This is a genomic window from Variovorax paradoxus (assembly GCF_009755665.1).
Classification (GTDB): Bacteria; Pseudomonadota; Gammaproteobacteria; order Burkholderiales; family Burkholderiaceae_C; genus Variovorax; species Variovorax paradoxus_G.
This window is the reverse complement of sequence record NZ_CP046622.1, coordinates 2,833,374-2,860,194: the sequence shown is the minus strand read 5'-3', so window position 1 is coordinate 2,860,194 and position 26,821 is coordinate 2,833,374. Positions and strand designations below refer to the sequence as shown.

The 26,821-nt window shown below is 66.3% G+C and carries 24 protein-coding genes and 1 pseudogene; 13 read left to right on the top strand and 12 right to left on the bottom strand.

Going from position 1 to position 26,821, the window contains the following annotated elements:
- The first annotated feature begins 134 nt into the window (after positions 1–134).
- From GOQ09_RS13220 to GOQ09_RS13200, 5 genes are all read left to right on the top strand, one after another.
- Entirely contained in the window at positions 135–596 is a 462-nt protein-coding gene (locus tag GOQ09_RS13220) for a hypothetical protein (protein WP_157613819.1), read from the top strand.
- A gap of 59 nt (positions 597–655) precedes the next feature.
- The gene (locus GOQ09_RS13215) at positions 656–1,018 is read left to right on the top strand and encodes a GIY-YIG nuclease family protein (RefSeq protein WP_157613818.1); all 363 of its coding nucleotides are present in this window, start codon (positions 656–658) and stop codon (positions 1,016–1,018) included.
- A complete protein-coding gene (locus GOQ09_RS13210; RefSeq protein WP_242630827.1) occupies positions 1,015–1,452 on the top strand; it encodes an AsnC family transcriptional regulator in 438 nt (145 codons plus the stop codon). The genes GOQ09_RS13215 and GOQ09_RS13210 overlap by 4 nt, the downstream gene beginning before the upstream one ends.
- Before the next feature lie 64 nt (positions 1,453–1,516).
- On the top strand, positions 1,517–2,092 hold the full coding sequence (locus GOQ09_RS13205) for a DUF2239 family protein (protein WP_157613817.1): 576 nt from the start codon (positions 1,517–1,519) through the stop codon (positions 2,090–2,092).
- Positions 2,089–3,504: an MATE family efflux transporter gene (locus GOQ09_RS13200; RefSeq protein ID WP_157613816.1), complete on the top strand. Its 1,416-nt coding sequence runs from the start codon at positions 2,089–2,091 to the stop codon at positions 3,502–3,504. The genes GOQ09_RS13205 and GOQ09_RS13200 overlap by 4 nt, the downstream gene beginning before the upstream one ends.
- An 18-nt stretch (positions 3,505–3,522) precedes the next feature.
- Here the strand turns inward: GOQ09_RS13200 and GOQ09_RS13195 are convergent, their stop codons facing one another.
- The 7 genes and pseudogenes from GOQ09_RS13195 to GOQ09_RS13165 form a co-directional block, all read right to left on the bottom strand.
- Complete coding sequence (locus GOQ09_RS13195; RefSeq protein WP_157613815.1) at positions 3,523–5,142, bottom strand: MFS transporter; 1,620 nt, start codon at positions 5,140–5,142, stop codon at positions 3,523–3,525.
- A 32-nt stretch (positions 5,143–5,174) separates the two neighbouring features.
- Positions 5,175–5,810, bottom strand: a complete 636-nt coding sequence (locus GOQ09_RS13190; protein ID WP_157613814.1) for a PqiC family protein — start codon at positions 5,808–5,810, stop codon at positions 5,175–5,177.
- On the bottom strand, positions 5,807–7,450 hold the full coding sequence (locus GOQ09_RS13185) for an intermembrane transport protein PqiB (RefSeq protein ID WP_157613813.1): 1,644 nt from the start codon (positions 7,448–7,450) through the stop codon (positions 5,807–5,809). Before GOQ09_RS13185 ends, GOQ09_RS13190 begins: the two co-directional genes overlap by 4 nt.
- Positions 7,447–8,157, bottom strand: coding sequence for a paraquat-inducible protein A (locus GOQ09_RS13180; protein ID WP_157616690.1), 711 nt, complete (start codon positions 8,155–8,157; stop codon positions 7,447–7,449). Before GOQ09_RS13180 ends, GOQ09_RS13185 begins: the two co-directional genes overlap by 4 nt.
- Positions 8,157–8,789 (bottom strand): paraquat-inducible protein A, encoded by a 633-nt coding sequence (locus tag GOQ09_RS13175; protein WP_157613812.1) that lies wholly within the window; start codon positions 8,787–8,789, stop codon positions 8,157–8,159. The genes GOQ09_RS13180 and GOQ09_RS13175 overlap by 1 nt, the downstream gene beginning before the upstream one ends.
- A 20-nt stretch (positions 8,790–8,809) precedes the next feature.
- Entirely contained in the window at positions 8,810–10,264 is a 1,455-nt protein-coding gene (locus GOQ09_RS13170) for an MFS transporter (protein WP_207309853.1), read from the bottom strand.
- Positions 10,261–11,484: pseudogene (locus GOQ09_RS13165) on the bottom strand (multidrug effflux MFS transporter). Before GOQ09_RS13165 ends, GOQ09_RS13170 begins: the two are co-directional and overlap by 4 nt.
- 211 nt (positions 11,485–11,695) lie before the next feature.
- Here GOQ09_RS13165 and GOQ09_RS13160 point away from each other — a divergent pair.
- Positions 11,696–13,573, top strand: coding sequence for a M48 family metallopeptidase (locus GOQ09_RS13160; protein ID WP_157613811.1), 1,878 nt, complete (start codon positions 11,696–11,698; stop codon positions 13,571–13,573).
- Positions 13,570–13,977 (top strand): hypothetical protein, encoded by a 408-nt coding sequence (locus tag GOQ09_RS13155; RefSeq protein WP_157613810.1) that lies wholly within the window; start codon positions 13,570–13,572, stop codon positions 13,975–13,977. The genes GOQ09_RS13160 and GOQ09_RS13155 overlap by 4 nt, the downstream gene beginning before the upstream one ends.
- 21 nt (positions 13,978–13,998) lie before the next feature.
- Here the strand turns inward: GOQ09_RS13155 and GOQ09_RS13150 are convergent, their stop codons facing one another.
- Genes GOQ09_RS13150 through GOQ09_RS13140 form a run of 3 tightly spaced genes read right to left on the bottom strand, consistent with a single transcriptional unit; the run spans position 13,999 to position 18,381 of the window.
- Positions 13,999–14,574, bottom strand: coding sequence for a methylated-DNA--[protein]-cysteine S-methyltransferase (locus tag GOQ09_RS13150; protein ID WP_157613809.1), 576 nt, complete (start codon positions 14,572–14,574; stop codon positions 13,999–14,001).
- A 31-nt stretch (positions 14,575–14,605) separates the two neighbouring features.
- The gene (locus tag GOQ09_RS13145; RefSeq protein WP_157613808.1) at positions 14,606–17,674 is read right to left on the bottom strand and encodes an FAD-binding and (Fe-S)-binding domain-containing protein; all 3,069 of its coding nucleotides are present in this window, start codon (positions 17,672–17,674) and stop codon (positions 14,606–14,608) included.
- An 11-nt stretch (positions 17,675–17,685) separates the two neighbouring features.
- Positions 17,686–18,381, bottom strand: coding sequence for a GntR family transcriptional regulator (locus GOQ09_RS13140; RefSeq protein WP_157613807.1), 696 nt, complete (start codon positions 18,379–18,381; stop codon positions 17,686–17,688).
- A gap of 120 nt (positions 18,382–18,501) precedes the next feature.
- Here GOQ09_RS13140 and GOQ09_RS13135 point away from each other — a divergent pair, with 120 nt between their 5' ends.
- The 3 genes from GOQ09_RS13135 to GOQ09_RS13125 all read left to right on the top strand — a co-directional run bounded on the left by GOQ09_RS13135 (position 18,502) and on the right by GOQ09_RS13125 (position 21,740).
- The gene (locus GOQ09_RS13135; RefSeq protein WP_157613806.1) at positions 18,502–19,746 is read left to right on the top strand and encodes a pyridoxal-phosphate-dependent aminotransferase family protein; all 1,245 of its coding nucleotides are present in this window, start codon (positions 18,502–18,504) and stop codon (positions 19,744–19,746) included.
- A gap of 53 nt (positions 19,747–19,799) precedes the next feature.
- Positions 19,800–20,777 carry a Bug family tripartite tricarboxylate transporter substrate binding protein gene (locus GOQ09_RS13130; protein WP_165442142.1) on the top strand — a complete coding sequence of 326 codons (978 nt, stop codon included), beginning with the start codon at positions 19,800–19,802 and terminating at the stop codon, positions 20,775–20,777.
- 204 nt (positions 20,778–20,981) lie between these two features.
- Entirely contained in the window at positions 20,982–21,740 is a 759-nt protein-coding gene (locus tag GOQ09_RS13125) for a 2-keto-4-pentenoate hydratase (RefSeq protein ID WP_207309851.1), read from the top strand.
- Here GOQ09_RS13125 and GOQ09_RS13120 read toward each other — a convergent pair.
- The gene (locus tag GOQ09_RS13120; protein ID WP_157613803.1) at positions 21,689–22,651 is read right to left on the bottom strand and encodes a LysR substrate-binding domain-containing protein; all 963 of its coding nucleotides are present in this window, start codon (positions 22,649–22,651) and stop codon (positions 21,689–21,691) included. The genes GOQ09_RS13125 and GOQ09_RS13120 overlap by 52 nt on opposite strands.
- Positions 22,652–22,751: 100 nt before the next feature.
- Between GOQ09_RS13120 and GOQ09_RS13115 the strand changes: the two genes are divergently transcribed.
- Both GOQ09_RS13115 and GOQ09_RS13110 read left to right on the top strand, forming a co-directional pair.
- Entirely contained in the window at positions 22,752–23,948 is a 1,197-nt protein-coding gene (locus tag GOQ09_RS13115) for an MFS transporter (protein ID WP_157613802.1), read from the top strand.
- Positions 23,949–23,986: 38 nt separating this feature from the next.
- Entirely contained in the window at positions 23,987–25,018 is a 1,032-nt protein-coding gene (locus GOQ09_RS13110; protein WP_157613801.1) for an aldo/keto reductase, read from the top strand.
- A gap of 22 nt (positions 25,019–25,040) precedes the next feature.
- Here the strand turns inward: GOQ09_RS13110 and GOQ09_RS13105 are convergent, their stop codons facing one another.
- Entirely contained in the window at positions 25,041–25,751 is a 711-nt protein-coding gene (locus GOQ09_RS13105; RefSeq protein WP_207309849.1) for an FMN-dependent NADH-azoreductase, read from the bottom strand.
- A gap of 104 nt (positions 25,752–25,855) precedes the next feature.
- On the opposite strand from GOQ09_RS13105, the gene GOQ09_RS13100 reads away from it, so the two are divergent.
- On the top strand, positions 25,856–26,785 hold the full coding sequence (locus GOQ09_RS13100; protein WP_157613799.1) for a LysR substrate-binding domain-containing protein: 930 nt from the start codon (positions 25,856–25,858) through the stop codon (positions 26,783–26,785).
- Positions 26,786–26,821 lie beyond the last annotated feature (36 nt).

The window sequence follows — 26,821 nt, the reverse complement described above, 5'->3', positions numbered from 1 at the left end:
GGCGGAAGGCGGCCATTCGGTGGGTACCGGCGGCAGACAGCACAATGGCCGCAGTGCAAACCCCTCCCCCATCCTCTCCCCCGCCGGCCGGCCCTCGTCCCGCCTCCGTACCCCGAAAACTCCTGCGCACGCTGATGGCCGTGCTGCTGGTGCCGGTGCTGCTTTTCGAGGAATGGGGTTGGGTGCCGTTGGCCGCCTTGGCCGCCCGGCTGGCGCGCCTGCCGCTTTGGGCGCGTGCGGAGAACTGGCTGCGCAATTTGCCGCCATGGGGCGCGCTGCTGGCGTTTCTGCTGCCGGTGCTTCTGTTGTTGCCGGTGAAAGTGCTGGCGCTTTTTCTCTTCGGCCGCGGCCACGCCGCGAGCGGCGTGACGGTGCTGATCGTCGCCAAGCTGATAGGTACCGCCTTCGTGGCGCGCATCTTTCAGCTGGTCGAAGATGCGCTCATGCGCATTCCACTGTTCGCACGCTGGTATCCGCGCTGGAAAGGCTGGAAGGACCATGTGCTGACGCTGGTTCGCGAGAGCCGGCCATGGCGCGTGGTGCGGGCCCTCAACCGCCGGCTCGCACGGGGATGGCGGCGACTGCGCGAGGGCTGATTGCTTATTTTTACCCGGGTGTATTGCGTCTTTAATTTTACCCGGATAATATATGGCGCATGAACATGCCCCAAGAGACGAGGCGCGCCCTCACCAGGAAATACAAGGAAACGGTCCGCCCCGCGGGCGTCTTCGCCATCCGCAATACGCTCAGCGGCCGCCTCTACGTGGCCGGCAGTCTCGACGTGGAGGGAGCGATGAACCGCGCCCGCTTCGAACTCGGCCTGCGCTCGCACCGCAACAAGGCGCTGGTGCGCGACTGGGCCGCGCACGGTGCGGCAAACTTCAGCTTCGAGGTGGTCGATCGCGTCAAGGAGCGCGACGACCCGGCCTTCGACCGCGCCGCGGAGCTCGAAAAACTTCTTGCGCTCTGGCGTGAGGAGCTTCAATGCCACGGCGACCGGAGCTACGACACGCCATGAGCATCGCTCCACTGGACTTGTGCCTCAACATCGGCCGTGCCCACGCCAGCCTGAACCTGAAGCTCCAGGAGGAACTGGGCGCTTTCCATGGCCTGGACTACGAAGTCTTCACGCTGCTTCATCGGCTGCTGAGCACCGAAGGCGGCTGCATGCGGGCAGCCGACCTTGCGCGATCGTTGGGAGTGCCGATCTCGGCGTTGGTTCGCAAAATGGTCCTGCTCGAAAAGTCGGGCCTGGCCGAACGCACTGCCGGCTTGAAGGGAGACGGCCTCCATGCAACCATTCGCCCCGGCGGCAGAAAGCTCATGCAAGCCGCAGTGACGACCGCCGAAGCAATTTGCGCCGATGCGGTGAAATCGCTGGCTCCGGAAAGCCTGTCGCAAATCAACGTCGCGCTCCTTGCGCTTTGCCACGACGACGCGCCCTTCGCCTGAGCCTTTCAGCGGGTAGATTACGCACCCCGATGCGCGCGGTCCCGAAAGAACAATGAAATCCAACATGCCATTCGACACGCCCCCCATCAACCTGGTTGTTTTCGCCGGCTTCAAGCGCATCGCCCACGGAAGCGCCGCCGACGTGCTTGCGCACTTGCGCGAGCGCAAGGACGACGCACCCTATCTCGTGTTCAACGAACAGACCGGTGAACAGCTCGATCTCGATGTTCACAACCGGGGCGGTGCCGGTGCGCCTGCCGCCAACGCCGAGACTCCCGAGGAAACCCCGCGCGGCGTCGGCCGCCCGAAGCTCGGAGTGGTCGCACGCGAAGTCACCCTCCTGCCGCGCCACTGGGAATGGCTCAACCGCCAGCCCGGCGGCGCTTCGGTTGCATTGCGGCGGCTGGTCCAGGAAGCGAGCCGCGTCAACGCCGACCGCGACGCCGTGCGCGCATCGCGCGAAGCCGCCTACCGCTTCATGACTGCCATCGCTGGTGCCCTGCCCGGCTTCGAGGAAGCCACCCGTGCGCTGTTCGCCGGGGAGCAAAACCGCTTCGAGGCGCTGATCGACTCCTGGCCCGCGGACTTGCGCATCCATCTTCATAAATTGTCCGCCGCCGCCTGGAGCACCACCGAATGAGAGCAACCTCCGAGAACGCAGCCACGGCCCAGAGCGGGCTGCGCGGTACGCCAACCGCACCCGTCGGAGCGCCACGCGCACTATGGAAGACCTTCCTGTTCTTCCTGGCGCCGATGCTGCTCAGCAACATCCTGCAGTCGCTGTCGGGCACCATCAACAACATCTACATCGGGCAGATGATCGGCGTCAGCGCCCTGGCGGCAGTGTCGAGCTTCTTTCCGGTGATGTTCTTCTTCATTGCGTTCGTCATCGGCCTGGGTGCCGGAGCCTCGGTGCTCATCGGCCAGGCCTGGGGCGCGCGCGACGTCGCCAAGGCCAAGGCCGTGGCGGGCACCACGCTGGCGGTCGGCATCCTGCTGGGACTCGCCGTGGCGGTGTTCGGCGGCGCCTTCACCACGCCGCTGCTGGCATTGCTCGGCACGCCGCCGGACGTGCTGGCCGACTCCACCAGCTACGCCCGCATCATGCTGATCGCCATGCCGGGCCTGTTCGTCTTTCTGCTGTCCACCGCCATGCTGCGCGGTGTGGGCGACACGGTCACGCCGCTGCTCACGCTGATCATTTCCACCGTTGTGGGTCTCGTCGTCACCCCGGCGCTCATTCGCGGCTGGGGCGGTCTGCCGCAGCTCGGCGTCGCGAGCGGCGCCTGGGCTACCGTGGTGGCCTTCGTGGTTGCCACGTTGTGGATGGCGTGGCGCCTGCGCAGCCGCGGCAGTCCGCTGGCCCCGGATGCAGAGCTGATCCGCCATTTGCGCATCGATCCCAAGCTGCTGAAGGCGGTCCTCAAGGTCGGCGTGCCCACGGGCGTGCAGATGATCGTGGTGGCGCTCGCCGAAATCGCCCTGCTCTCGCTGGTGAACGGCTACGGCTCAAGTGCTACTGCGGCGTATGGCGCGGTGAACCAGGTGGTGGCGTATGTGCAGTTTCCGGCCATCTCGATCGCGATCACGGCATCGATCCTCGGAGCGCAGGCCATCGGTGCGGGCCGTGCAGACCGGCTTGGCGCCATCGCCAAGACCGCGCTGCTGATGAACATGGTGCTCACGGGTGGACTGGTGCTGCTGGGCTACCTGTTCTCGCGCCACCTCATGGGCTTTTTCATCACCAGCGCGCCGGTGATCGAAATTGCGCAGACGCTGCTGCACATCATGCTGTGGAGCCTGGTGATCTTCGGCATGGCCGCAGCCATCTCGGGGATCATGCGGGCCAGCGGTTCGGTGCTGGTGCCCACGGCCATCTCGATCCTCTGCCTGATCGGCATCGAGGTGCCGGTGGCCTGGTTCATGAGCCACCGCATCGGCCTCAATGGCATCTGGTATGCCTACCCCGTCACCTTCGGGGCGATGCTGCTGCTGCAAACGGCCTACTACCGGCTGGTGTGGCGCAAGAAGGCGATCCGGCGGCTGGTGTAGCCGGCGCGCCGCCATGAATCACGCGGCCGGCCCTCGGGTTGCCGGGGTGGCCTCTGCCGGCGCCGCCCCACCGCCAATCATCAACCATGCGCTCAAGGCGCTGAGAACCGCCAGCCCGGCGCTCAGCAGCATCACCCACCGAAAACCGGCTACGAAGGATTCGGCCACGGCACGCTTCAAGGCCGCGGCGGTTGCCGCATCGACGCCCGGCGGCAACGCGGCCCCGGCCAGCTTGTCGCGCTCGCCTTCCAGAAATGCCGAGACCTCCGCAGAGGCCCCCATGCCGCGCAGGCTCTCGGCGAGCGCGCTGTCGAAAGCCCATGCCATGACCAGGCCGAACACCGCAATGGCCAGCACCGCGGCAGCGCGAGACACAGCGTTGTTGACGCCTGAAGCAACGCCGGCCTGTTCCGGCCCCACTGCATTCATCACGGTGGTGGTGAGCGGCGCCACCGTCACGGTCATGCCGAAACCCAGCACCACCACCGCAGGAAGGAAGCCGCTCCAATAGCTCGCGCCAACCCCGGGCACGGCGAACAATGCAAAGCCGACGGCGGCGATCGAGGGGCCGATGACCAGCGGCAGCCGTGGGCCGAAACGGTCGACCAGCTGGCCGGCCCAGCCCGAAAGCGCGAACATGATGAAGATGAACGGCAGCAGCGCCGCGCCGGCCACCGTGGCGGAGTAGCCCTGCACCTGGATCAGGTTGAGCGGGAAGAAATAGAGCCCACCGCCGAGCGCGGCATACAGCAGCAAGGTCAGCAGGTTGGCGCCGCTGAAGTTGCCGATGCGCAGCAGCGCCAGCGGCAGCATGGGCGTTTGCGCCTTGCGCTCCACGGCAATGAAGCCCGCGCTGGCCGCGATGCCGATGGCCATGGCGGCGATCACCGCGGGCGAATTCCAGTGCTGCGTGGGTGCCTCGATGAACGCGTAGACGATGCCGCCGAGCCCGGCGGTTGCCAGCAGCGCTCCCAAAAAGTCGAGCCCGCCGCTGGCCGACGAACCACGGCTTTCAGGCACGTGCCGCCACACTATCCACAGCACCAAGAGCGCCATCGGCACGTTGATGAGAAAGGCCCAGGCCCACGAGAAATGGTCGACCAGAAAGCCGCCGAGCACCGGGCCGGCGGCCGCTGTAATGCCGCTGAAGCCCGACCAGACGCCAATGGCCTTGCCGCGTTCTTTTTCAGGGAACGCAGCGCTGATCAGCGCCAGGCTTCCGGGCACCAGCAAGGCGCCGCCAATGCCCTGCACGGCGCGCGCGGCAATCAGCTGCTGCACGTTGGCCGCAAGGCCGCAAGCCACCGATGCAACGGCGAAGATGCCGACGCCGACCGCGAAGATGCGGCGCCGCCCGAAGTGGTCGCCGAGCGCGCCGCCAACCAGCAGCAGCGCGGCCAGCAGCAAGGCATAAGACTCGACCACCCATTGCGCCTGGAATGCAGTCGCCCGCAGGTCCGCCTGGATAGCCGGCAACGCCACATTGACGACCGTGCCGTCGATGAAGGCCATGCTGGAGCCGATGATGGCGGCGGCCAGCACCCAGGGCTTGGAGGCATCGGGACAGGTGCCCTCTTGTGCCTTGGCGCCATGCAGGATCAGCGCGTTGTCGCAGGGTGCCTTGCCGATCTGTGCCATGGCGTTCGCTCCTGGGGTCTTGGCTATGGCATTCAGGCCGGGCAGGCTGTCGCGGCCGGATTCGCTCTTGCCGCGCTCACGCTGCGTGCAATGGCTGCTGCCGCTGCCGCCGTGATGCGCTGCGCGCCCTGCGCCACCGCGTCGATGCCGCTTGCGACGCCCTCGGCCACATTCAACTGGCACACCATGGTGCGGGTCTCGTCGGTGCGCCGCAGCGTCCAGCTGAAGCCTGCATCCACGCGGCCGCCGTCGACGGCGTCGAACTGGCGCACCTGCACCGCAATGCGCCACACGGGCTGCGATGTTTGCCGGCCGCCCTTGGTAACGTCGAGCGCGCCGAGCCGGGCCGCAATGCCGCTGGCCAGCGCATCCTGCAGTTCGCTTTCGAACGACGCGGCCCAGCGGTGCTGCTCGAGCACGTCGACCTGCACGCTGCCGTTGGAGCGCCCCACCACCATCTGCGGCCTTGCAAGCCGCTCGGGCACCGCCACGGGCGCCAGCTCGATGTAGATCGGTGCGGCGGTGCCAATGGTCGAAGGCGCGGCTTCGGCGGCCGGCACCGTGCTGGCCAGCGTGTAGTAGTTGTCGGGCTTGCTCGCACAGCCCGCAAGGACGATCAGCGCGGCCGCAGCGGCACCGAGAAGGAGCGGTGTTGTCTTTTTCTTCATTTCTTGTCGTCCTGTTTGCCGCGCAGCAGCGACTCGGGGTGCCGCTCGAGGTAGTCAGTCAGCACGCGCACCGATCCGGCGGCGCGAGTCAGCTCGCGCAGCGTCTGGCGCATGTCCTGCTGCAGCGGCGAATCGTCGGCCAGCGTGCGCTCGGCGTTGTTGACCGTCTTGCGCACGTCCTTCATGGCGGCGGCAAGCTCCGGTGTTACGTCGGTGTTGATGCGCGTTACCGCCTGCTCGGTGCTGGTCAGCGTCTTGTTCAGCGTGGTGAGCGTGGTGCGCAGGTCGGCGGCAATCTGCTCGTACGGCACCTTGTTGAGCTTGCTCGCAATCTCCTGCACCTGGGACTGGATCTCGTCGAGGCTGTTGGCCATGGTGGGCAGCTCGATCGGGTTCTTCGTCACGTCGATCTTCGCCGGCGGCGCCTTCGGGAAAAAGTCGAGCGCCACGTACACCTGCCCTGTCAGCAGATTGCCGTTGCGCAGCTGTGCGCGCAGGCCCTTTTCGGCCAGGAAGCGCAGGCGCTCCTGCTGCGTGGCGCGCGATTCCACGCCGCTTTCGCCGGCGCGGCGGCGCAGGCGGTCGGGGTAGACCTGCACCAGCACCGGCATGCGGAACTCCCGCTCGGCGCGGTCGAACTCCACGCCGATAGATTTCACTTCGCCGATCACCACGCCGCGGAAGTCGACCGGTGCGCCCGGCGTCAGGCCGCGCAGCGACTGGTTGAAGTACATCAGCAGCGTTTGCGGCGGACCATCGGGCTCCTTCATGGCCGTGGTTTCGTCTTCGGCGAGCGTAAAGGCCGTGTTCTCCTTGGCCAGCGGCCCCATGGCGTCTTCCGGCGCCTTGAAGGCAATGCCGCCCAGCAAGATGGTGGCAAGCGATTGCGTGCGCAGGGTAAAGCCGCTGGCGCTCAATTGCGCATCGATGCCGCTCGCCTGCCAGAAGCGCGTGTTCACGCCCACGAACTTGTCGTAAGGCGCGTTGACGAAGATGCGCAGCGTCACGCCGCGGCCGTCGCCATCGAGTTCATAGGCGGCCACCTGGCCCACCTTGATGCGCCTGAAATACACCGGCGAGCCCACGTCGAGCGAGCCGATGTCGGTGGCGCGCAGCAGAAACTGCTGGCCCGATGCATCGCGCGTGACGATGGGCGGCACTTCCAGGCCCTTGAACTCGCTCGCGGTTTCGGTCGACACACCCGCATCGGCGCCGATGTATGCGCCCGACAGCAAGGTGCCCAGGCCTGAAATGCCGGAGGTGTCGAGCCGCGGGCGCACCACCCAGAAACGCGAATCTTCGGCGGTGAAGCTCTTGGCCTCGTTGTTGAGCTGCACGATCACCCGCACGTGCGAGCGGTCGCGCGCAAGCCGCAGGCTCTGCACCGTGCCAATCTGCACGTCCTTGTACTTGACGGCGGTCTTGCCGGCTTCCAGGCCTTCGGCGGTATTGAAGGTGAGCACGATCTCGGGCCCGCGCTCCATCAGTATCTTGGCGATCAGCATCACGCCGACCAGCGCGGCCACAATGGGAATCAGCCAGATCAGCGAAGGCAGCCACTGGCGCCGGCGCACCACGCGTGGCGGTGGCAACCCGGGCGGAGCCTGGTTGTCGTTCGGTTTGACGTCTTCTTCACTCATGCTGGTTTTTCTTCCCTGTTGTCGGGTGCGGGTTCATTTCGTTGCCGTTCGGCTTGCTGCTGTTCCTTGCTGTCCCATGTGAGCCTGGGGTCGAAGCTCAGCGAGGCGAGCATGGTCAGCACCACCACCGAGCCGAAGGCCGCAATGCCCACGCCCGCATTGATGACCGCAAAGCCCTGGATCTGCACCAGCCCGGTGAGCAGCGACACCACGAACACGTCGAGCATCGACCAGCGGCCGATGATCTCGACGATGTGATAGAGCTTGGCCCGCTCGGGCCTGCGCCAATCGCTCGCTCGCTGGGCCAGCAGCGCGAGCAAGATCAATACCGTGAGCTTGAACAGCGGCACCAGGAAGCTCGCGATGAAGATGATCGCCGCGAGCCCGTAGGCGCCCGAAACCCAGAAATAGATCACACCACTCAGGATGGTGTCGTACTGCGCGCCGAACAGCGTGCGCGTGATCATCACCGGCAGCAGGTTGGCCGGTATGTACATGATGCAGGCCGCAATCAGGAAAGCCCAGGTGCGGCTCAGGCTGTAGGGCTTGCGCGTGTACAGGCGGGTGCCGCAGCGGCCGCAGGGCTCGCCCTCGGCGGCGTCTCGCCAGACGGCGTCGCAGTGCGGGCAGGCCACAAGGCCGAGCGAGGCGGCCGTGGCCACCGGGGCCTCGTCGCCGTCGTCATGCGCATGGAGAAAAGGGCCGATCACGCCGCGCCCTCCTTCGGCTCCCCAGGCGGGCGAAAGGTCATTTCCCAGAAGGCATTGGGATTGAACGAAAGCACCGCCGTGAGCATGACGGTGAGCGCAATGAAAGCCCAGAGCGCCGGGCCGGCCACCACGGTGGCCATGCTCGACAGCTTGACGATGGCCACCAGCACGCCGAGCAGGAACACCTCGACCATGCCCCAGGGCCGCAGCATCTGCATGGCGCGCACCAGAACGGCAAAACCGGCGGGCCGGTGCTCGCGCTGCAGCGGAATCAGCAAATAGGCCAGGATGCAAAGCTGCAGCAGCGGAAAAAGCAGCGTCGTCGCCAGCACCAGCAGCGCCACCAGCGACATGCCCTCGGTGCTCAGCACCAGCACGGCGCCGGCCAGCGTGGTCTGGCTGCGCAGGCCCTGCAGCTCGATCTCGACGATCGGAAACAGGTTGGCAATGGCAAACATGATGAGCGACGCCAGCGTCAGCGGCAGAATGCGGCGCTGCTGGTCGCCGGCGTGCCGATAAAGCTCGGTGCCGCAACGGGCGCAGCGCGAAACCTCGCGCGGCTTGAGGGGCGTGCGGCTGAAGACCGCATCGCAGCCCGGGCAAACCACAGTTTCAGGTACTTCCGTCATGGGGCCGTACCCTACCCTATTCAGCCATGATGCCCTGTCGTCTTGAGCCGAAGGCTGCTGAAAACTGCCGCCATACCGGCGCAACAGGCCGCGAGCACCAGTGCCACCACAGGCCCGCGCCCGCCGTGCGCGCTCCACACGCTGAACACGCCTGCCAGCACCACCGCCCCCAGCGTCTGCCCCGTGAGCCGCGCCGTGCCCAGCATGCCGCTGGCCGCGCCGCTCCGGTGTGCCGGCGGCGAGGTCACGATGGTGTGGTTGTTCGGCGACTGGAAGAGGCCGAACCCCAGGCCGCACAGCGCCATGCGCCAGGCAATGTCGGCATTGCCCGGATGCGCAGGCAGCGCGGCCAGCAATGCCAACCCGATAGCAAGCAGGCCCAGCCCGATGCCGCCGAGCAACCCGTCCGGGTAGCGCCCGATCAGCCGGCCCGCCAGCGGTGCCATGACCACGATGGCCAGCGGCCAGGCGGTAATGAGCAAGCCGGCCTCGATGTGGGTGCGGCCGTACACGTCGAGCAGCAGGAACGGCAGCGCAATATAGGCCAGCATCTGCGCGCAGAAAGCCGCCACCGAGGTGCCCATGGACAGCGCGAACACCGGGATGCGCAGCAGGTCGATGGGGAAAAGCGGCACCGCGAGGGTGCGCTGCCGCCGCAGGTAGAAGAAGCCCACCGCCACGCCGGCCAGCAGGATGAGCCACGCGGAGGCATGCGCCCCCCCGGCCGCCGCGCCGCCCTCGCGCACGCCCAGGCGGTCGACGCCCAGGAACACCAGCGAGAACATCAGCACGTTCAGCGCCACGTCGACCGGCGAAAAACGCAACCCCGCGGCCGGCGCCACGCGGTTGAATGGCAGCGCCTTCATTCCCAGCGTGAAGACGAGCAGCCCGAGCGGCACGTTGATCGCGAAGAGCCACGGCCACGAAGCCACTGAAAGGATGGCCGCCGCCACAGAGGGGCCCGCCACGGAAGACGTGGCCACCACCATCGAGTTGATGGCCATGCCGCGCCCCAGCAGCGCCGAGGGAAAGGTCAGCCGAACCAGCGCCGCATTCACGCTCATGATGCCGGCGGCGCCTAGGCCCTGGAAAGCGCGAGCAGCGATCAGGGTACCGAGCGAATCGGCGAAGGTGGCGCCCAATGAAGACACGGTGAACACCGCCATGCCCACCAGGTAGACGCGCCGGTAGCCCACCAGGTCGCCCAGCGACGCCAGCGGCAGCAGCATGACGAGCGTGGCAATCTGGTACGCGTTGACCACCCATATCGCATGCGAGGGGCTGGCCTGGAGCTCGCGCGCAATGCCCGGCAGCGCCAGGTTGACGATGGTGCCGTCGAGCACTGCAACCATGATGCCGAGGATGATGACCAACATCGCGCGGCGGCGCGCGGGTTGTTCCAGGCCGTCGATCGGGTGCGTGGATTCGTTGTTCTTGGGCGCCTGGGCCTCGGCGCCTGCCCGCGTCGTGTTCAAGCCTCTTGCGCTCCCTGTGCGCTGCGGGTGGGTTGCGAAGGCACGCGCCCCAGCGTAAGCCAGGTCAGCACCAGCGCAATGAGCGCGCCGCCGGCCATGCCGGTCACCATCGGCAGCGGACGCCCGTCGGTAAAGAGGCCCACCACCGCCATGGCCAGCGCGCCGGTCAGCATCTGCAGCGTGCCGAGCAATGCCGAGGCCGTGCCGGCAATGGCGCCGTGCATCTCGAGCGCCAGCACGCCGGTGGTCGGAATCACCAAGCCCATGAAGCCCGAGGCGATGAAGTAGAGAACGATCAGCACCCACAGGTTGTCGCCGCCCGTCGCAAAGTAAGTGAACATGGCGACCATGGCCGCGCACGACGCCACCACGCCGAACTTGACGAGTCCGACCAGCCCGAAGCGCTCGCCGAGCGAACCCGTGAGCTGCGAGGCGCCGATGAAGGCCGCCGCATTCACGCCGAAAGCCACGCTGTACATCGCGGGCGACAGGCCGTAGTGGTCGATCATCACGAAGGACGAATTCGCCAGGTAGGTGAAAAAGCCCGCCATCGCAAAGCTGCCGATGAACACCAGCCCCAGGTAGTGCCAGTCGCGCAGCAGCAGCCAGTAGGCCGACAAGGCGCTGCCGAGGCTGCTTTCAACGCGCTGCGACGGAGGCCGCGTCTCCTGCAACTGCGTGACCATCATCGCCAGGCCCGCCGCCGCGGCAATGGTCACCGCTCAGAACACGCCGCGCCAGCCCGTGACCGCAATCACGGCGCTGCCCGCCAGCGGCGCGAGGATCGGCGACACGCTGAACACCAGCATCAGCAGCGACATGAGCCGCGCGGCGTCGGTGCCGGTGTGCAGGTCGCGCACCACCGCGCGCGGAATTGCCATGCCGGCCGCTGCCCCCAGGCCTTGCACGAAGCGCAGCACGATCAGCGTATGGATGTCGGTGGCCAGCGCGCAGCCGATGCTCGCAAGCGCAAACAGCACCAGCCCGGCATAGAGCGGCGGCTTGCGCCCGACCATGTCGGAGATCGGTCCGTACAGCAGTTGGCCCGCGCCCAGCGAAAGAAAGAACGCCGTGAGGCTCATCTGCACCGCGCCGATGTCCGCGCGCAAGCTCTGGCCGATGGCAGGCAACGCCGGCAGGTACATGTCGATGGCGAAGGGTCCGATGGCGGAGAGCAGGCCCAGCAACAGGGCCATCTTGAAGAAGGGAGAAGAACGCATCGAACCGATTGTCGCCAAGCGCGGCGAACGGTGCAGGCGTGGGGTCGCCGCCGCGCCGTTGCTAATTCTGGACAAAGAGTACGAACTTGGTATTCACGCCGTTTCCATGGGCGCCGTCCGATATTCGCAAGAAAGCAATCGACGGCTACGCTATCGGCTTCCCGGAATATTTACAACGATTCACAACACTTGTCTCCTGGAGGGAGTATTCATGGCCGTCGCGCAAACGATCCATAAACACCTTTTTCGCGTGTTTTTACTGACGCTGGTGTCGCTCTTCGCCATTCCGGCGGCAACACTGGTTTTCACCGAATACGCGCTTCGCTCGCAAGACGCCGAGTTCTTGCAGGCCATCGAGGCGCGCATCGCTTCCGACACCCGCCTGTCGGCCGCCGACAAGGCACAGACCACCGAGTTTTACCGCAGCCATCCGCTGTCCAAGGCTTGCAGCGCCACGGCGCCTGAAGACAAGGACTTTCACGAGCAAGTGTGCGAGCCCTATTCGATGCAATGGCAGTTCCATTGGGCCGACCGGGCCGCTATATGGACTCTGGCGCTCGGCGCGGCGCTGCTGGCGGCCGCACTTGTGCTGGGCGCCCTCGCCTTTGCCAACCGCGGCCTTCGCTATGCCAGCTTTGTGGCCGGCTGGCGGCTCATGACCGTGTCCAGCGCGGTCGAGGTCGTGCTGCAGAGCTCCATGCTGGTGTGGCTGTCGTTCTGGCTTACCGCGTACTTCATGGAGCGCTACTACATCAAGCTGATTGCCATTGCCGGCATTGCAGCCGCAGTGGCTGTTTTCTATGCGATCTACACGCTTTTCAAGAAGCTGCCCTTCGGCAACGTGATCGAAGGCGAGGTGGTTGCGGAAGCCGATGCGCCGCGTTTGTGGAACCGCATCCGCGAACTGGCTGCCCGCGTGAAGACCACACCGCCAGACCACATCGTTGCAGGCATCGACACCAACTTTTTCGTGACTGAGACGCCCTGCGATGTTCGCGGCCAGACCTTGCACGGCCGCACGCTCTTCGTGAGCATTCCGCTGCTGCGCGTGCTCGACCAGACCGAAGCCGACGCGGTGCTCGCGCACGAGCTGGCCCACCTGGGCGGCGGCGACACCCGGAGCAGCGCGGCACTCGGACCCAAGCTGCAGCAGTTCGACCAGTACACCTGGGAAATGCGCAGCGGCGGGCTGACCATCGTTGCGCACTTCTTGCTGCGCCTGTACCGAATGATCTTTTCGTTTGCCCTGGCGCGCGACAGCCGTGAGCGGGAATTCAAGGCCGACCGTGTCTCCGCCGGCCTGACGGCGCCGAACGCCATCGTGCAATCTCTCATCAAGATTTCGGCCTATGCCAGCTACCGCAACGACGTGGAGCAGAAGCTCTTCGAGCACAACCGTCAGCATGACGGCGCGCTCGGCATTGCCAGCTTCGTGGCCGCGGGCCTGCCGCCGTACGCGGGCTCGGATGCGTTCATCGAGACGATGAAAACCGCCGACGTGCCGCACCCCTACGACACCCATCCGCCGCTCCTGGAGCGCATGCGCAACGTGGGGCATCACGTGCCCGAAACCGACTACGGCGCCATTGTCTCGACCGCACCGCAAGCCTCGTGGGCCGACGAGATCGAGACCGCCGCCGACATCGAGGCGCGGCTGTGGAGCGACTATGAGCAGCGCTTCGTACAGAACCACGAACTGAGCCTTGCCTACCGCTACGAACCGGCCACGGAAGAAGAACGCGCCGTGGTGCTGCGCCACTTTCCGCCGGTGGAGTTTGCGCTGAAGAACGACGAAAGCGTGCAAGTGAGCTACGAGGGCCTGCACCAGAGCGTTGATGGCGGCTCGACCATCGGATGGGACGAGGTCAAGGACCTGACCTACCAGGACAACACCTTCGGCGACGTGCTGGTCGTGACGCACCACGACAAGGGCATGCTGGGCGCGCGCACCACCAAGGTGAAGGTGGGCGGGCTGGGCAAGCAGAAAGACAACTTCAAGGGCGCCGTCGGCCGCTACTGGCAGCGGCACCAGATCATGAGGGCCGAGCGGGCGACGTCGGCACAGGCCGAAGGGGACGCGCCGGCATGAAGTCCGGCAAGCTTCCCGGGCTGTTCGTCGCTCTGGCCGTGGTGTATTTCATGACCAGCCTCGGGCACTTCACCCACAACGCCGAGTTCATCTGCGAGTATCCAAATCTGCCGGCCTCGTTTACCAGCGCAAGGATCTACGCCGCCTGGGTGGCAATTACATCGGTGGGCCTGCTCGGCTTCCTGCTCATCCGCAAGAAGTGGATCGCCACGGGTCTGGTCCTGGTTGCTGCGTACGCGGTGCTCGGGTTCGACGGCCTCGGCCACTATGCGCTCGCACCGTTCGAGTGGCATACCCGCATGGCCAATGCCACCATCCTCTTGGAAGTGGTTGCCGCGGCATTCCTCCTGGCTGCCACGGTGTACCAGCTCGCAGTGCAGCTGCGCCGGCCGACAGGTATCTGAAGAAGACTCGGGTCCGCGCTTCTAGAACAGCGAGGCCATGCCGTTCGGCCGCGCGCCCTCTATGTCGAGCATGCGCAGCTTTGTCAACGCGCCGCCTCCCGCCGAAAAGCCGCCGGGCTTGTTGCCCGCGGCCAGCACGCGATGGCACGGCACTACCGGCGCGAACGGGTTGTGCCCCATGGCCTGGCCTACCGCACGCGACAGCCCCTTGTCGCCCAGCTCGGCCGCGATTTCGCCATGGGTGCGCGTCTGGCCGGGGGGAATGCGGCGGGCAATGGCGTAGATGCGTCGATGAAATTCCGATACGCGGCTCATGTCGAGCTCGATGCCGCTCAGGTCATCCGGCTCGCCTTGCAGAAGGGCCTGGATGGCTGCGACTGCCTTCTGCGCGCTCTCGGGCGGCACGGCCTCGGTCAGATCCGGAAAGCGGCGCCGCATGCGCGCCCGCGTGGCAGCCGCCCCGCTTTCTTCAGGCAGTTGCACGCCGATGAGCCCGCGCGGCCCCCAAGCGAGCGCGCAAGTGCCTATTGCGGTGTCGAACAGCGCGAAGCCGGGCTCCGCCGCAACTGCTGCTGTGGTCGCTGCTTCATCGTTCATCGCGCCATTTTGTGCCACCCGCGATAGCCGTTCAATCGACCAGGGCTGCCGGCGCCAGGTGCCGCTCCAGCAGTACGGCCACATGCACCGCTTCGCGCTGCGCGCCGTCGCCGATCTGGTGGCGGCAGCTGGTGCCGTCGGCCACCACTATTGCGTTCGGCTTCGCGCGGATCGCCGGCAGCAGGCTGGCCTCGGCCATCTGCATCGACACGTCGATATGGCGCGCCTCGTAGCCAAAGCTGCCGGCCATGCCGCAGCATGAGCTTTCGATCAGTTCAGGCTCGGCGCCGGGAATGAGCCGCAGCACCTCCAGCACCGGGCTCACCGCGCCGAACGCCTTCTGGTGGCAGTGCCCGTGCAGCAGGATCGGCGCCGTCGCGGGGGTGAGCGCAAGCGCGAAGCGGCCGGCTTTCATCTCGCGCGCAATGAACTCTTCGAACAGCAGCGCCTGCTTGGCGACTGTTTGGGCCTTCTTGCCGAAGCCCATCACCAGGGTTTCGTCGCGCAGCGTAAGCAGGCATGAGGGCTCGAGCCCGACGATAGGAATGCCCGCCTCCGCCAGCGGCTTGAGCGCGTCGATCAGTGCCTCGGCACGGCGCTTGGCTTCGGCCACCATGCCGCTGGCCAGGAAGGTGCGGCCGCAGCAGTGGTGTCCGCCGCTTTTTTCGACCGTGTGCAGCGTGTAGCCCGCGGCCTTGAGCACGCGTGCCGCGGCCAACGCGTTCTCGCTTTCGAAAGTGCCGTTGAAGGTATCGACGAAAAGCACCGCGGCCTTGCCGCCGTTCGCCTGTACCGACAGCACCGCCTCGCGGCCGGCGAACATGCCGTGCAGCTCGGCCTTGGCGCGCCAGAAGGTGTCGGAACGCCATTCCGGCAGCGACCGGCGGGCGGAAAAGCCCAATAGTTTTTCGCCCAGCCAGGCCGCCCCGGGCATGGTGTTGCGCAGGTTCATGAGCCACGGCATGCGGCTGGCCGTGCGCGCGTAGTCGGGCATATAGGCCACGATCTTGTCCTTCAGCGTGTGGCCGTGGCGCTTCTTGTAGTGATCGAGAAACTCGATCTTCATCTTCGCCATGTCCACGCCCGTCGGGCAGTCCCGCTTGCAGCCCTTGCAGCCGACGCACAGGTCCATGGTCTCGTGCATCTCTTCGCCGGTGAAGGCGTCGGGGCCAAGCTGCCCCGAGAGCGCGAGCCGCAGCGTGTTGGCGCGGCCGCGCGTAAGGTGCTGCTCATCGCGCGTCACGCGGTAGCTCGGGCACATGGTGCCGGCGTCGAACTTTCTGCAATGGCCGTTGTTGTTGCACATTTCCGCGGCCTTGGCGAGGCCGCCGGTGCTGTCGCCGCCGGTGCCGGGCGCGGTGGTCTGCTCGGTCACCGGATCGGCATTGACGTTCCAGGCCGACCAGTCGAGCACGGGCTTGAGCTCGATGCGCTTGTAAGGTTTGGGCGCCGTGGGCGGCGCAAAGCGGAACAGCGCGCCGTCGTCCATGCGCGGCGTGTCGATGATCTTGCCGGGGTTGAAAAGGTTGGCCGGATCGAGCTTGTGCTTGATGGCGCGAAACGCCTCGTTGATGGCGGGGCCGAACTGCCATTCGATCCATTCGCCGCGGCACAGGCCGTCGCCATGTTCGCCACTGAAGGCGCCCTTGTACTTGCGCACCAGCGCGGCGGCTTCTTCGGCAATGGCGCGCATCTTGGCGCCGCCGTCTGCGCGCATGTCGAGAATCGGCCGCACGTGCAGCGTGCCTACCGAGGCATGCGCATACCAGGTGCCACGGCTGCCGTACCGGGCGAACACTTCGGTCAGGGCGTCCGTGTACTCAGCCAGGTGCTCGAGCGGCACGGCGCAGTCTTCGATGAAGCTCACCGGCTTGCCGTCGCCCTTCAGGCTCATCATGATGTTGAGGCCGGCCTTGCGCACTTCCCATAGGTTTTTCTGGCGAGCGTCGTCGGGCATTTCGACCACGCTGCCGGGCAGTCCCAGGTCACCCATGAGCTCGACCAGTTGCTTGAGCCGAGGCAGCAGTCCAGGCTTGTCGGCACCCGCAAACTCCACCAGCAAGATGGCCGCCGGCTTGCCGATGAGCGCCGTTTCCACCGTGGGCTTGAAGGCCGGGTTGGCAAGGCTCAGCTCGATCATCGTGCGGTCGACCAGCTCCACCGCCGTGGGGCCGAGCTTCACGATGTGCTGCGCCGCATCCATGGCCGAATGGAAGGTCGGAAAGTTCACGATGCCCAGCACCTTGGCGCGCGGCAGCGGCGCGAGCTTGAGCTTCAGGCTCTTCGTATAAGCCAGCGTGCCTTCGGCGCCGATCAGCAGGTGCGCGAGGTTCACGCTGCCGTCCGCCGTATAAGGCCGCTCGCTCTGGTTGTCGAAGATGTCGAGGTTGTAGCCGGCCACGCGGCGCAGCACCTTGGGCCAATGGGCGTGGATCTGCTCACGGTGCTCCACCGCCAGCCCGTGCACGAACTGCGCAATGCCGGCCGCGCGGGGGGCTAGCGTGGCCTGCGGGCCGAATTCGACCAGCTCGCCGCTCGAAAGCCAGGCGCTCGCGCCGAGCACGTTGTGCACCATGTTGCCGTAGGCAATGGAGCGCGAGCCGCAGGAGTTGTTGCCCGCCATGCCACCGAGCGTGGCCTGCGCGCTGGTCGACACGTCGACCGGGTACCACAGGCCGTGCGACTTGAGCTGCGCGTTCAGGTGGTCGAGCACCAGGCCGGGCTCGACCGTGGCGGTGCCCTCTTCCACGTTCACGTCGAGCACCCGGCGGAAATGCTTGCTGTTGTCGATCACCAGTGCGGCGCCCGTGGTCTGGCCGCACTGGCTGGTGCCGCCGCCGCGCGCAAGTACCGGCACCTTCAGGTCGCGCGCAATGTCGATGGCGGTGGCAATGTCTTGCTCGTTGGTCGGCACGAACGCGCCGACCGGTGTGATCTGGTAGATCGAGGCATCGGTGGCGTAGCGCCCGCGCGAACCGTCGTCGAACAGCACCTCGCCCTGCGTTTCGGCGCGCAGCCGGCGAGCGAGCGCATCACAGGTTTCGTTGGGCGGAAGAACGGTTCCGGCGGGCTGGATGTGGCTGGCGGGATCGACGCGCATGGTGTGGGGGGTCAGCTCGCTTTGTGGGTCTGTGGGTAGATTTCGCCGGCGCGCATCAGCTCCAGCACCGTGTCTCGCTTGCGCATGAGGTGCGCGACCATCACCTTGCGCATCGCCGGTGCGTCGCGCGTAGCCAGCGCGTTGACCATCTGCTCGTGCTCTTCGACGGCGTGCTTCCACTTGGCGTCGTTCTGGTTGGTTCGAAAGCGCAGCGACTGCACGCGGGCATTGATGGAACGGTAGGTGCTGGCCAGCACCGGGTTGCCCGCGGCCTCGTTGATGGCGGTGTGGATGCGCGCATTGAGGCGGTAGTAGCCGGAGAGATCGCGCCGCGCGAAGCAGGCCATCATTTCGTAGTGCAGCGCGCGCACCTCGGCAAGTTCTTCGTCGGTAATGCGCTTGGCCGCCAGCTCGCCCGACATGCCTTCGAGCATGGCCAGCACCTCGAAGGTGTTGAGCACGTCAGCCTCGGTGAGCTTGACCGCCACGGCGCCGCGGTTGGGCAGCAGGTCGACCAGCCCTTCGGCAGCCAGCAGCTTGATGGCTTCGCGCAGCGGCGTGCGCGACACGCGCAGCTGCAGGCACAGCTCGCGTTCATTCAGCTTGGCGCCCGGGGCAATGTGCCCTTCGACCAGCATCGTGCGCAGGCGCGAAGCCACCTGGTCGTGCAATGCGAGGCGCGAGATTTCGATGATGTCTGCAGTCATGTCTGATTCTTTGAATGCATTTTGAATGCAAAAAACCACAGCTGCAATCCGTCTGGTTACGGGTAAACCAGCATGCCTGATTCAGTTTTGAATGCAAAACTGAAAGCGAAAGGACAGTCCATGCTGCAACTCGACATCCACCCCACCGGCCGCCACTTCCTCCAGATTCCCGGCCCGAGCCCGGTGCCCGACCGCATCCTGCGGGCCATGAGCCTGCCGACCATCGACCACCGTGGGCCCGAGTTCGGCACGCTCGGGCTCAAGGTGCTCGGCGGCATCAAGCAGATCTTCAAGACCCGGCATCCGGTTGCCATCTACCCTGCTTCCGGCACGGGCGCCTGGGAGGCGGCTTTGGCCAACACGCTGAGCCCGGGCGACCACGTGTTGATGTACGAAACCGGGCACTTCGCATCGCTGTGGCAAAAAATGGCCACACGGCTCGGCCTTTCGACCGAGTTCCTCGCGTGGACGGGGAAGGACGAACAACTGCCCGCCGCGCCCAGCTGGCGCCGCGGCGTGCAGGCCGACCTCATCGAGGCGCGCCTGCGCAAGGACACTGAAAAGAAGATCAAGGCTGTGTGCGTGGTGCACAACGAAACCTCCACCGGCGTCACATCCGACATCGCCTCGGTGCGCAAGGCCATCGATGCAGCGGGCCACCCCGCGCTACTGATGGTCGACAGCATTTCGGGCCTTGCAAGCGCCGATTTCCGGCACGACGAATGGGGTGTGGACGTCACCATCAGCGGCTCGCAAAAGGGCTTGATGCTGCCGCCGGGCATCAGCTTCAACGCGCTTTCGCCGCGTGCGCTCGAAGCCTCGAAAAGCGCGAAGCTGCCGCGCGCCTTCTGGGCCTGGGACGAGATCGTGGAGATGAACAAGGACGGCTACTGGCCCTACACGCCCAACACCAACCTGCTCTACGGCCTCTCGGAGTCGCTCGACATGCTGCTTGGCGAAGGGTTGGACAACGTGTTTGCGCGCCACCAGCGCTGGGCTGCCGGCGTGCGCGCGGCGGTCAACGCCTGGGGCCTGCCGATCCAATGCGCCGACCCGGCCGTGTACTCGCCCGTGCTCACCGGCGTGATCACGCCCGAGGGCGTGGATGCCGACGCGCTGCGCCGCCTGATTCATCAGCGCTTCGATCTTTCGCTGGGCACCGGCCTCGGCAAGCTCAAGGGCCGCATGTTCCGCATGGGCCATCTGGGCGACAGCAACGACCTGACGCTGGTGGCCATGGTGGCGGGCGTCGAAATGGGCATGAAGCTCACAGGTATCAAGCTGGCGGGTAGCGGCGTGCAGGCCGCGATGGATCATTTCGCGAGCCACGCGGCAGCCCCCGCCAACCTGCAGAAAGCCGCGTAGTCGCCAACGACACCGGCGCGCATCGGACCCACCACACACTGGAGACAAAGATGATGCAGAGACGTTCGCTGATTCAAGCCGCGGGTGCCGCGGCCGCCACGCTGGGCGTGCCCCGGCTCTTCGCGCAGGAGTGGCCCAGCGGGCCGGTGCGCATCGTGGTGGGGTTTCCGCCGGGCGGAGGCACCGATGCACTCGCGCGCGTGGTCGCACAAAAGCTCACGACGATGTGGAACCAGCAGGTCATCGTCGAGAACAAGGGCGGCGTGGCGGGCGTGCTGGCGGCCGAATACGTGTCGCAGCAGCCCAGCGACGGCAGCACGCTGCTCATGGCGCACATCAACAGCCACGCGCTCGCGCCCAGCCTGCAGCCCAAGCTGCGCTACAGCGTGGAACGCGACTTCGTCCCGATCGTGCTCGTGGGTGTCACGCCCAACCTGCTGATTGCCAGCCCGGCGCAGAAGGCGCTCACGGTGAACGACATCGTGTCAGCGTGCAAGACCTCGCCCGGCACTGTGAGCTTCGGCTCCGCAGGAGCCGGTTCGGCACAGCACCTTGCACTCGAAATGTTCAAGCTGCAGGCCAAGGTGGACGCCCTGCATGTGCCGTACAAAGGCAGCGGCCCGCTGCTGGCCGACCTGATGGGCGGCCAGATTCAATACAGCTTCGAAACCATGACCGCAGCCACGCCGCACGTAAAAAGCGGCCGCGTGCTCGCCGTGGCGCAGACCCGGGCCAAACGCGCCAAGGGTCACCCCAACGTTCCCACGATGCAGGAGCAAGGCTTCGCAGGTTTCGAGGCCACCACGTGGTACGGCCTGGCCGGCCCGGGCAAGCTGCCGCAGCCGGTAGCCGAAAAGATCAACCGCGACGTGAACACGGTGCTCGCGATGCCCGACGTGCAGGAAAAGCTCGACACCTACGGCGCGGAGGACGGTGGCGGCTCTCAGGACAAGTTCAAGCAGTTCATCGCCACCGAGATCGCCAAGTGGGCCAAGGTGGTGAAGGATGGCAAGGTGCATGTGGATACTTGACGTGTGCCTCTTCGGGGTTCCCGGGCTTAGGGATTCAGGGCGGCGCACCAGCAGCGTGCCCCAGTGCACAGGGCATCGGGTGCTCCGCGCAGCGAAATAAAGGAGGAGGGGCGCAGCCCCGGGGGACATTCGCGGAGGGGAGTACCCGGTGGCCTGTGCACTCGCCCAGGACGCAACTGACAAAATCACAAGATGACCTCACAAATGACAGCCCTCGCAGACGCACTCGTTGCCGCCCGCCGAAGCAACACCACTCTCGATGCCGCCTCCTGGACCGACGCGCTGCAAGATGCCACGCAAGCCTACGAAGTCCAGGACGCAGTAGCGGCTGCGCTCGGCTGGTTTGGTAACACCAGCATCCCGGCCCATTGGAAATCCGGCGGCGCCTCGAGGAACCTGACGCTCACGCATGCGCCGCTGCCTCCACACGGCGTGCGCAAGAGTCCGGCGGACTTCAGCGACCTGGCCTTTCACTCGCCCGGCATCGAAGCTGAAATCGCCCTGCGCCTCGGACAAGACGTAACGCCCGCCATGGCCGCGAAGCTCGACCATCAAGACACGGCTTCGCTGATCGACGCCATGGCAGTTTCGGTCGAAATCGTTGATTCACGCTGGCAAGACCTGGCCGCTACCCCTCCATTGCTTCGCCTTGCCGATTCGCAAGTGCATGGCGCCCTGGTGCTCAGCGAATGGCAGCCCTATGCGGCTGTCGACTGGGCTTCGCAGCGCTGCGAAACCAAAGTCGGCGCGTCGGAAACCGTGGTGCGCGAAGGCACCCATCCGCTGGCCGATCCCGCATGGCTGCTGCCCATCTGGCTGCGCCACATCACGCGCCACGGCCAAACTGCGCCGGCCGGAACCGTGGTTACCACGGGCTCGTGGGTCGGCATCGTGCCCTGCCGCCGCGGCGATCAGGTCACGGCGGAATTTGCGGGCATCGGCTCGGTCCGCTTGACCGTGTAGCGCCCTCCTCCCACGCCCGAGCACGCCACCAGAAAGTCGAGCACCGCGCGCACCCGCGCAGGCAAGGTGCCGGCCTTGCCGATGTACACCGCGTGGATCGGCTCCACCTCGCCCGGGTTGAATTCGTGCAGCAGCGGCACCAGCCGGCCCGCATCGATGTCGTGCTGTATGTGATACAGCGACAGCCGCGCCACGCCGGCGCCTGCGATCGCCAACTGCCGCAAGGTTTCGCCGTCGCCCGCGCGCACCGGGCCGGCCACGGGCAACGAGACCATTCGCCCATCGACGCGCAAGGGCCAATCCGGCGTATTGCGCCGGTAGCTCCAGCCCAGCCTGTTGTGCGCTTCCAGTTCTTGCGGCGTGTGCGGCGTGCCGTACTTCGCAAGATAGCCGGGTGAGGCCACGATCGCCTGGCTGGTTTCGCCGAGGCGGCGCGCCACCAGGTCGGAAGACGGCAACTGCCCCCATCGGATTGCGATGTCCGCGCGCTCGTCCATCAGGTCGACGATGCGGTCGGTCAGCGCAATGTCCAGCGTGATCTGCGGATGCAGCTCGAGCAGGCGCGGAACCAGCGGTACCAGCTTGTGGTGCCCGAAAGACACGCTGGCGTTGATGCTCACGCGCCCTCGCGGCACGGCGCCCGCTGCGGCGCAGCGCTCGGCCTCGTCCATGTCGGCCAGCACGCGCGTGCTGCGCTCGTAAAAGTGCAGGCCTTCCGGGGTGAGCTGCAGCTTGCGCGTGGAGCGGTGCACCAGCTGAATGCCCAGGCGCAATTCGAGCCGCGCCACCAGCTTGCTCACCGCGGAAGGCGTCATGTCGAGCAGGCGCGCCGCGGCGGAAAAGCCGCCGCACTCGACCACTTGCACGAAGGCTTCCATTTCGCCGGAGCGATTTACGTCGATACGCGGCATGGCGGTCCTTTGGCTCCGATCGCTGTGACTTCAATTCACAAGTCTATGTACAGATAGCATTCTAGTCATCCATGGGAATAACCCGCACAGTAGAGCCATCATGCCAATTGCTCTACTCGCCCTTACCGCCGGTGCCTTCGGAATAGGCACCACTGAATTCGTCATCATGGGCCTGCTGATGCAGGTTTCGGCGGATCTTCATGTCTCCATTACCGCCGCCGGACTGCTTATTTCGGGCTATGCGCTCGGCGTTGCGGTCGGCGCGCCCATGCTCACCATTGCCACCCGCAAGCTGCCGCGCAAGACGGTGCTGCTCGCGCTGATGGCGATCTTCACGCTCGGCAACCTGGCTTGTGCGCTCGCGCCCAACTACGAACTGCTGATGGCTGCGCGCGTGGTCACCTCGCTTGCGCACGGCACCTTCTTCGGCGTGGGCTCGGTCGTGGCCACGGGCCTGGTGGCACCGGAGCGCCGCGCCTCGGCCATTGCCATCATGTTCACCGGCCTCACGGCCGCCACGCTGCTCGGCGTGCCTGCGGGCGCATGGCTTGGCCTGCAGTATGAATGGCGCGCCACCTTCTGGGCCGTGACGCTGATCGGCGTGCTGGCATTTGCAGTGCTCGCGATCTTCGTGCCTCGCGTCAAGGGCCAAGCCAAGCCGGCGCCGCTGCGCGACGAGCTTGCGGTGCTCGCACGCCCCCAGGTGCTGCTGGGCCTGGCGATGACGGTGCTCGGCTTTGCGGGCGTGTTCGTCGTGTTCACCTACATCCAGCCCTTGCTGACGCAAGTCACTGGTCTGCCTGAATCGGCGGTGTCTCCGATCCTGCTGGTGTTCGGCGGCGGCCTTGCCGTGGGCAACATTCTGGGTGGAAAGCTGGCCGACCGCGCAACGATGCCCGCCGTGATCGGCACGCTGGTGGCACTGGCCGCCGTTCTCGGTGCGATGCAGTTCACCATCGGCACGCCATTCACCGCCGTCGTGTTCGTCGGCCTGCTCGGCATCGCTTCTTTCGCGACGGTGGCGCCCATGCAGTTGCGCGTGCTCGAGAAGGCCTCGGGTGCCGGGCAGAACCTGGCCTCGAGCCTCAACATCGCGGCCTTCAACCTGGGCAACGCGCTCGGCGCGTGGGCGGGCGGCGCCGTCATCGACCACGGCCCTGGCCTGCGCTCGCTAGGCTGGGTGGCAGCGCTGCTCACGCTGGTGGGCCTGGCGATTGCACTCTGGAGCCGCTCGCTCGATCGGCGCGAGAGCAACAACGGCGCTCCGGCCGACTGCGCCTCTTCGGCGCAGGCCTGAAAACTCTACTACTCAACGACAACTACAAGGACACCATCATGGAACAACGCTTTCTCGGCCGCTCCGGCTTCAAGGTTCCCGCGCTCGGCTTCGGCGCCGGCACCTTCGGCGGGCAAGGCCCGCTCTTCAGCGCCTGGGGCAACACCGACGTCGAGGGCGCGCGCGGCATCGTCGACCTGGCGCTCGATGCCGGCGTGACGCTGTTCGACACGGCCGACGTGTATTCGAACGGCGCGTCGGAATCGATACTCGGCGCGGCACTCAAGGGCCGGCGCGACAAGGCCATCATCTCGACCAAGCTCTCGCTGCGCTCGGGAGACGGGCCGAACGACGTCGGCGCCTCGCGCCACCACCTGATCGCTGCAACGGAGGCCGCGCTCAAGCGCCTGAACACCGACTACATCGACATCCTGCAACTGCACGCCTTCGATGCGATGACGCCAGTCGACATGGTGCTCGACACGCTCGACGACCTGGTGCGCGCGGGCAAGGTGCGGCTCATCGGCGCATCGAATTTCTCGGGCTGGCAACTGATGAAATCGCTTGCCGCCTCCGACCGGCTCGGGCTGCAGCGCTTCGTGGCCAACCAGACCTACTACTCGCTGATCGGCCGCGACTACGAATTCGAACTGATGCCGCTGGGCATCGACCAGGGCCTTGGCGCCATCGTGTGGAGCCCATTGGGCTGGGGCCGTCTCACCGGCAAGGTGCGGCGCGGCCAACCGCTGCCCGCCGGAAGCCGCCTGCACGAAACCGCCGGCTTCGCACCGCCCGTGGAGGACGAGCGCCTGTACCGCGTGGTCGATGCGATGGACCAGGTGGCCGAGGAAACCGGCAAGACCGTGCCGCAGATCGCGCTTAACTGGCTGCTGCTGCGGCCCAGCGTGTCGAGCGTGCTGATCGGTGCGCGCAACGAAGAGCAGTTCAAGCAGAACCTAGGCGCGCTCGGATGGCAGCTCAGCGCGGAGCAGATCAAGCGGCTCGATGCGGCCAGCGCCGTGACGCCGCCCTATCCTTACTACCCGTACTGGAACGGGCAGTTCGCCGAGCGCAGCCCTGTGGCGGTGTGAGCCGGTCGAGGTAGATGAACGCCTAGGCGAGTGCAGCGTCGACAGAGCGCTCATTCGCCACCGTGCCACTGAGCTGGTCCACCAGCCCGTCGACTTCCTGCTCGGCCCTGCGAAGCGATTGCGCGAGCTCCTCGCCGCCGAACTCGTCGGACTCCACCGCCGCCTCATACACATCGGTAATGCCGATGTAGCCGAACACGGAGCGCACCGAGCTTTCGGTGTGGTTCAGGTGCGCGATGCGTCCGCCCGGGCCGTAGCCGTGGTCGCCGCGCGCGCCGAGCAGCACCATGCGCTTGCCCGCGTCCGCGAGCATCGGCCAATACGGCACGGCGCCGCGTGCGCGATCGAACCCAAAGGTGCGCCCCACGCGCACGATATTGTCGATGTAGGCCTTGAACTGCGCGGGCACGCTGAAGTTGTACATCGGCAAGCCCACCACGATCACGTCGGCGGCAATCAGCTGGTCGACGAGCCGGTCGCTCTCGGCCAGTGCCTCGGCCATCCAGGGCTCACGCTCGGCCGGCGGAGTGAAGGCCGCATGAATCCAGCGGCCATTGACATGCGCCGGCGGGTGCTGACCCACATCGAGATAGTCGACGCGATCGTTCGGGCGAGCCTTGCGCCAACGCTCGACAAAGCGCGCCGAGAGCCGGCGCGTGTGCGAGCCGTGAGGATCGATGCCCGAAAGCCCGGGACGGGCGCTGGTGTCGATATGGAGTAGGTTCATGGTCATCAATGAGTGAGTTGATCTGTTCTGTCTGCTGCGTTCAAAATGACTGCACAGGCTTCTAATCTAGAGACGAGACCAAACTCCTACAAACGATCATTTCTCTATCGATGAACGAAATCAGCTCACCTGTTCGCCGGGCGCGCAGCTTGCCGCCACTGCTCTCGATGCGCGCATTCGAAGCGGCGGCCGCGCACCTGAGCTTCCAGCGTGCGGCGCACGAGCTTTCCGTGACGCCATCGGCCATCAGCCACCAGGTGCGCGCGCTGGAAGACACGCTGGGCCGGCCGCTGTTTCGCCGGCTCACGCGGCAGCTGGCTTTGACACCCGCGGGCCAGCGGCTTTTCGACGACCTGCGCGCGGGCTTCGACGCGCTGGAGGCAGGAATCGAAAGGCTGCGCCAGCCTGCCGCACTGCAGGCCGTCACGCTCACCACCAACACCGCTTTTGCCGCCCGCTGGGTGCTGCCCCGCATGGCCGGCTTTCGCAAGGCGTGCCCCGGCATCGAACTGCGGCTGCACGCCAGCGATACGCTCGTCGACCTGGCGCGCGGCGACGCCGACATAGCCGTGCGGTCAGGCAGCGGCAACTGGCCCGGCCTCACGGTGAGCGAGTTGATGACCGAACAGTACGCGCCGCTGTGCAGCTCGATGCTCGGCCTGAAGCGCGTGAGCGATTTGCCGAAGCACCAGCTGATTCACGCCGATTGGCAGCCCGGCGCCGCTGCGCCCGCAACCTGGCCGCGGTGGTTTCGCGAGGCCGGCATCGCACCGCCCCGCGGCCGATCCATGAAGGCTGCAGGCCTCTCGTTCTCGGACGAAACCCACGCCATCCTCGCCGCACTCGCAGGCCATGGTGTGGCACTGCTCAGCCTCACGCTGGCTGCCGAAGAATTGCGCAGCGGCGCGCTGGTGCAGCCCTTCGGCCCCGCGCTCGACACCGGAAGCTACTTTCTCGCGACGGCGCAGGGACGCGAAAATGAACCGGCGATTCGCGGCGTCTGGGACTGGATCGCGTCGCAGGCCGCGGCCGCTGCTTGATGCAGCCTCACATACCTGAAAGGCACCCAGCCGGCG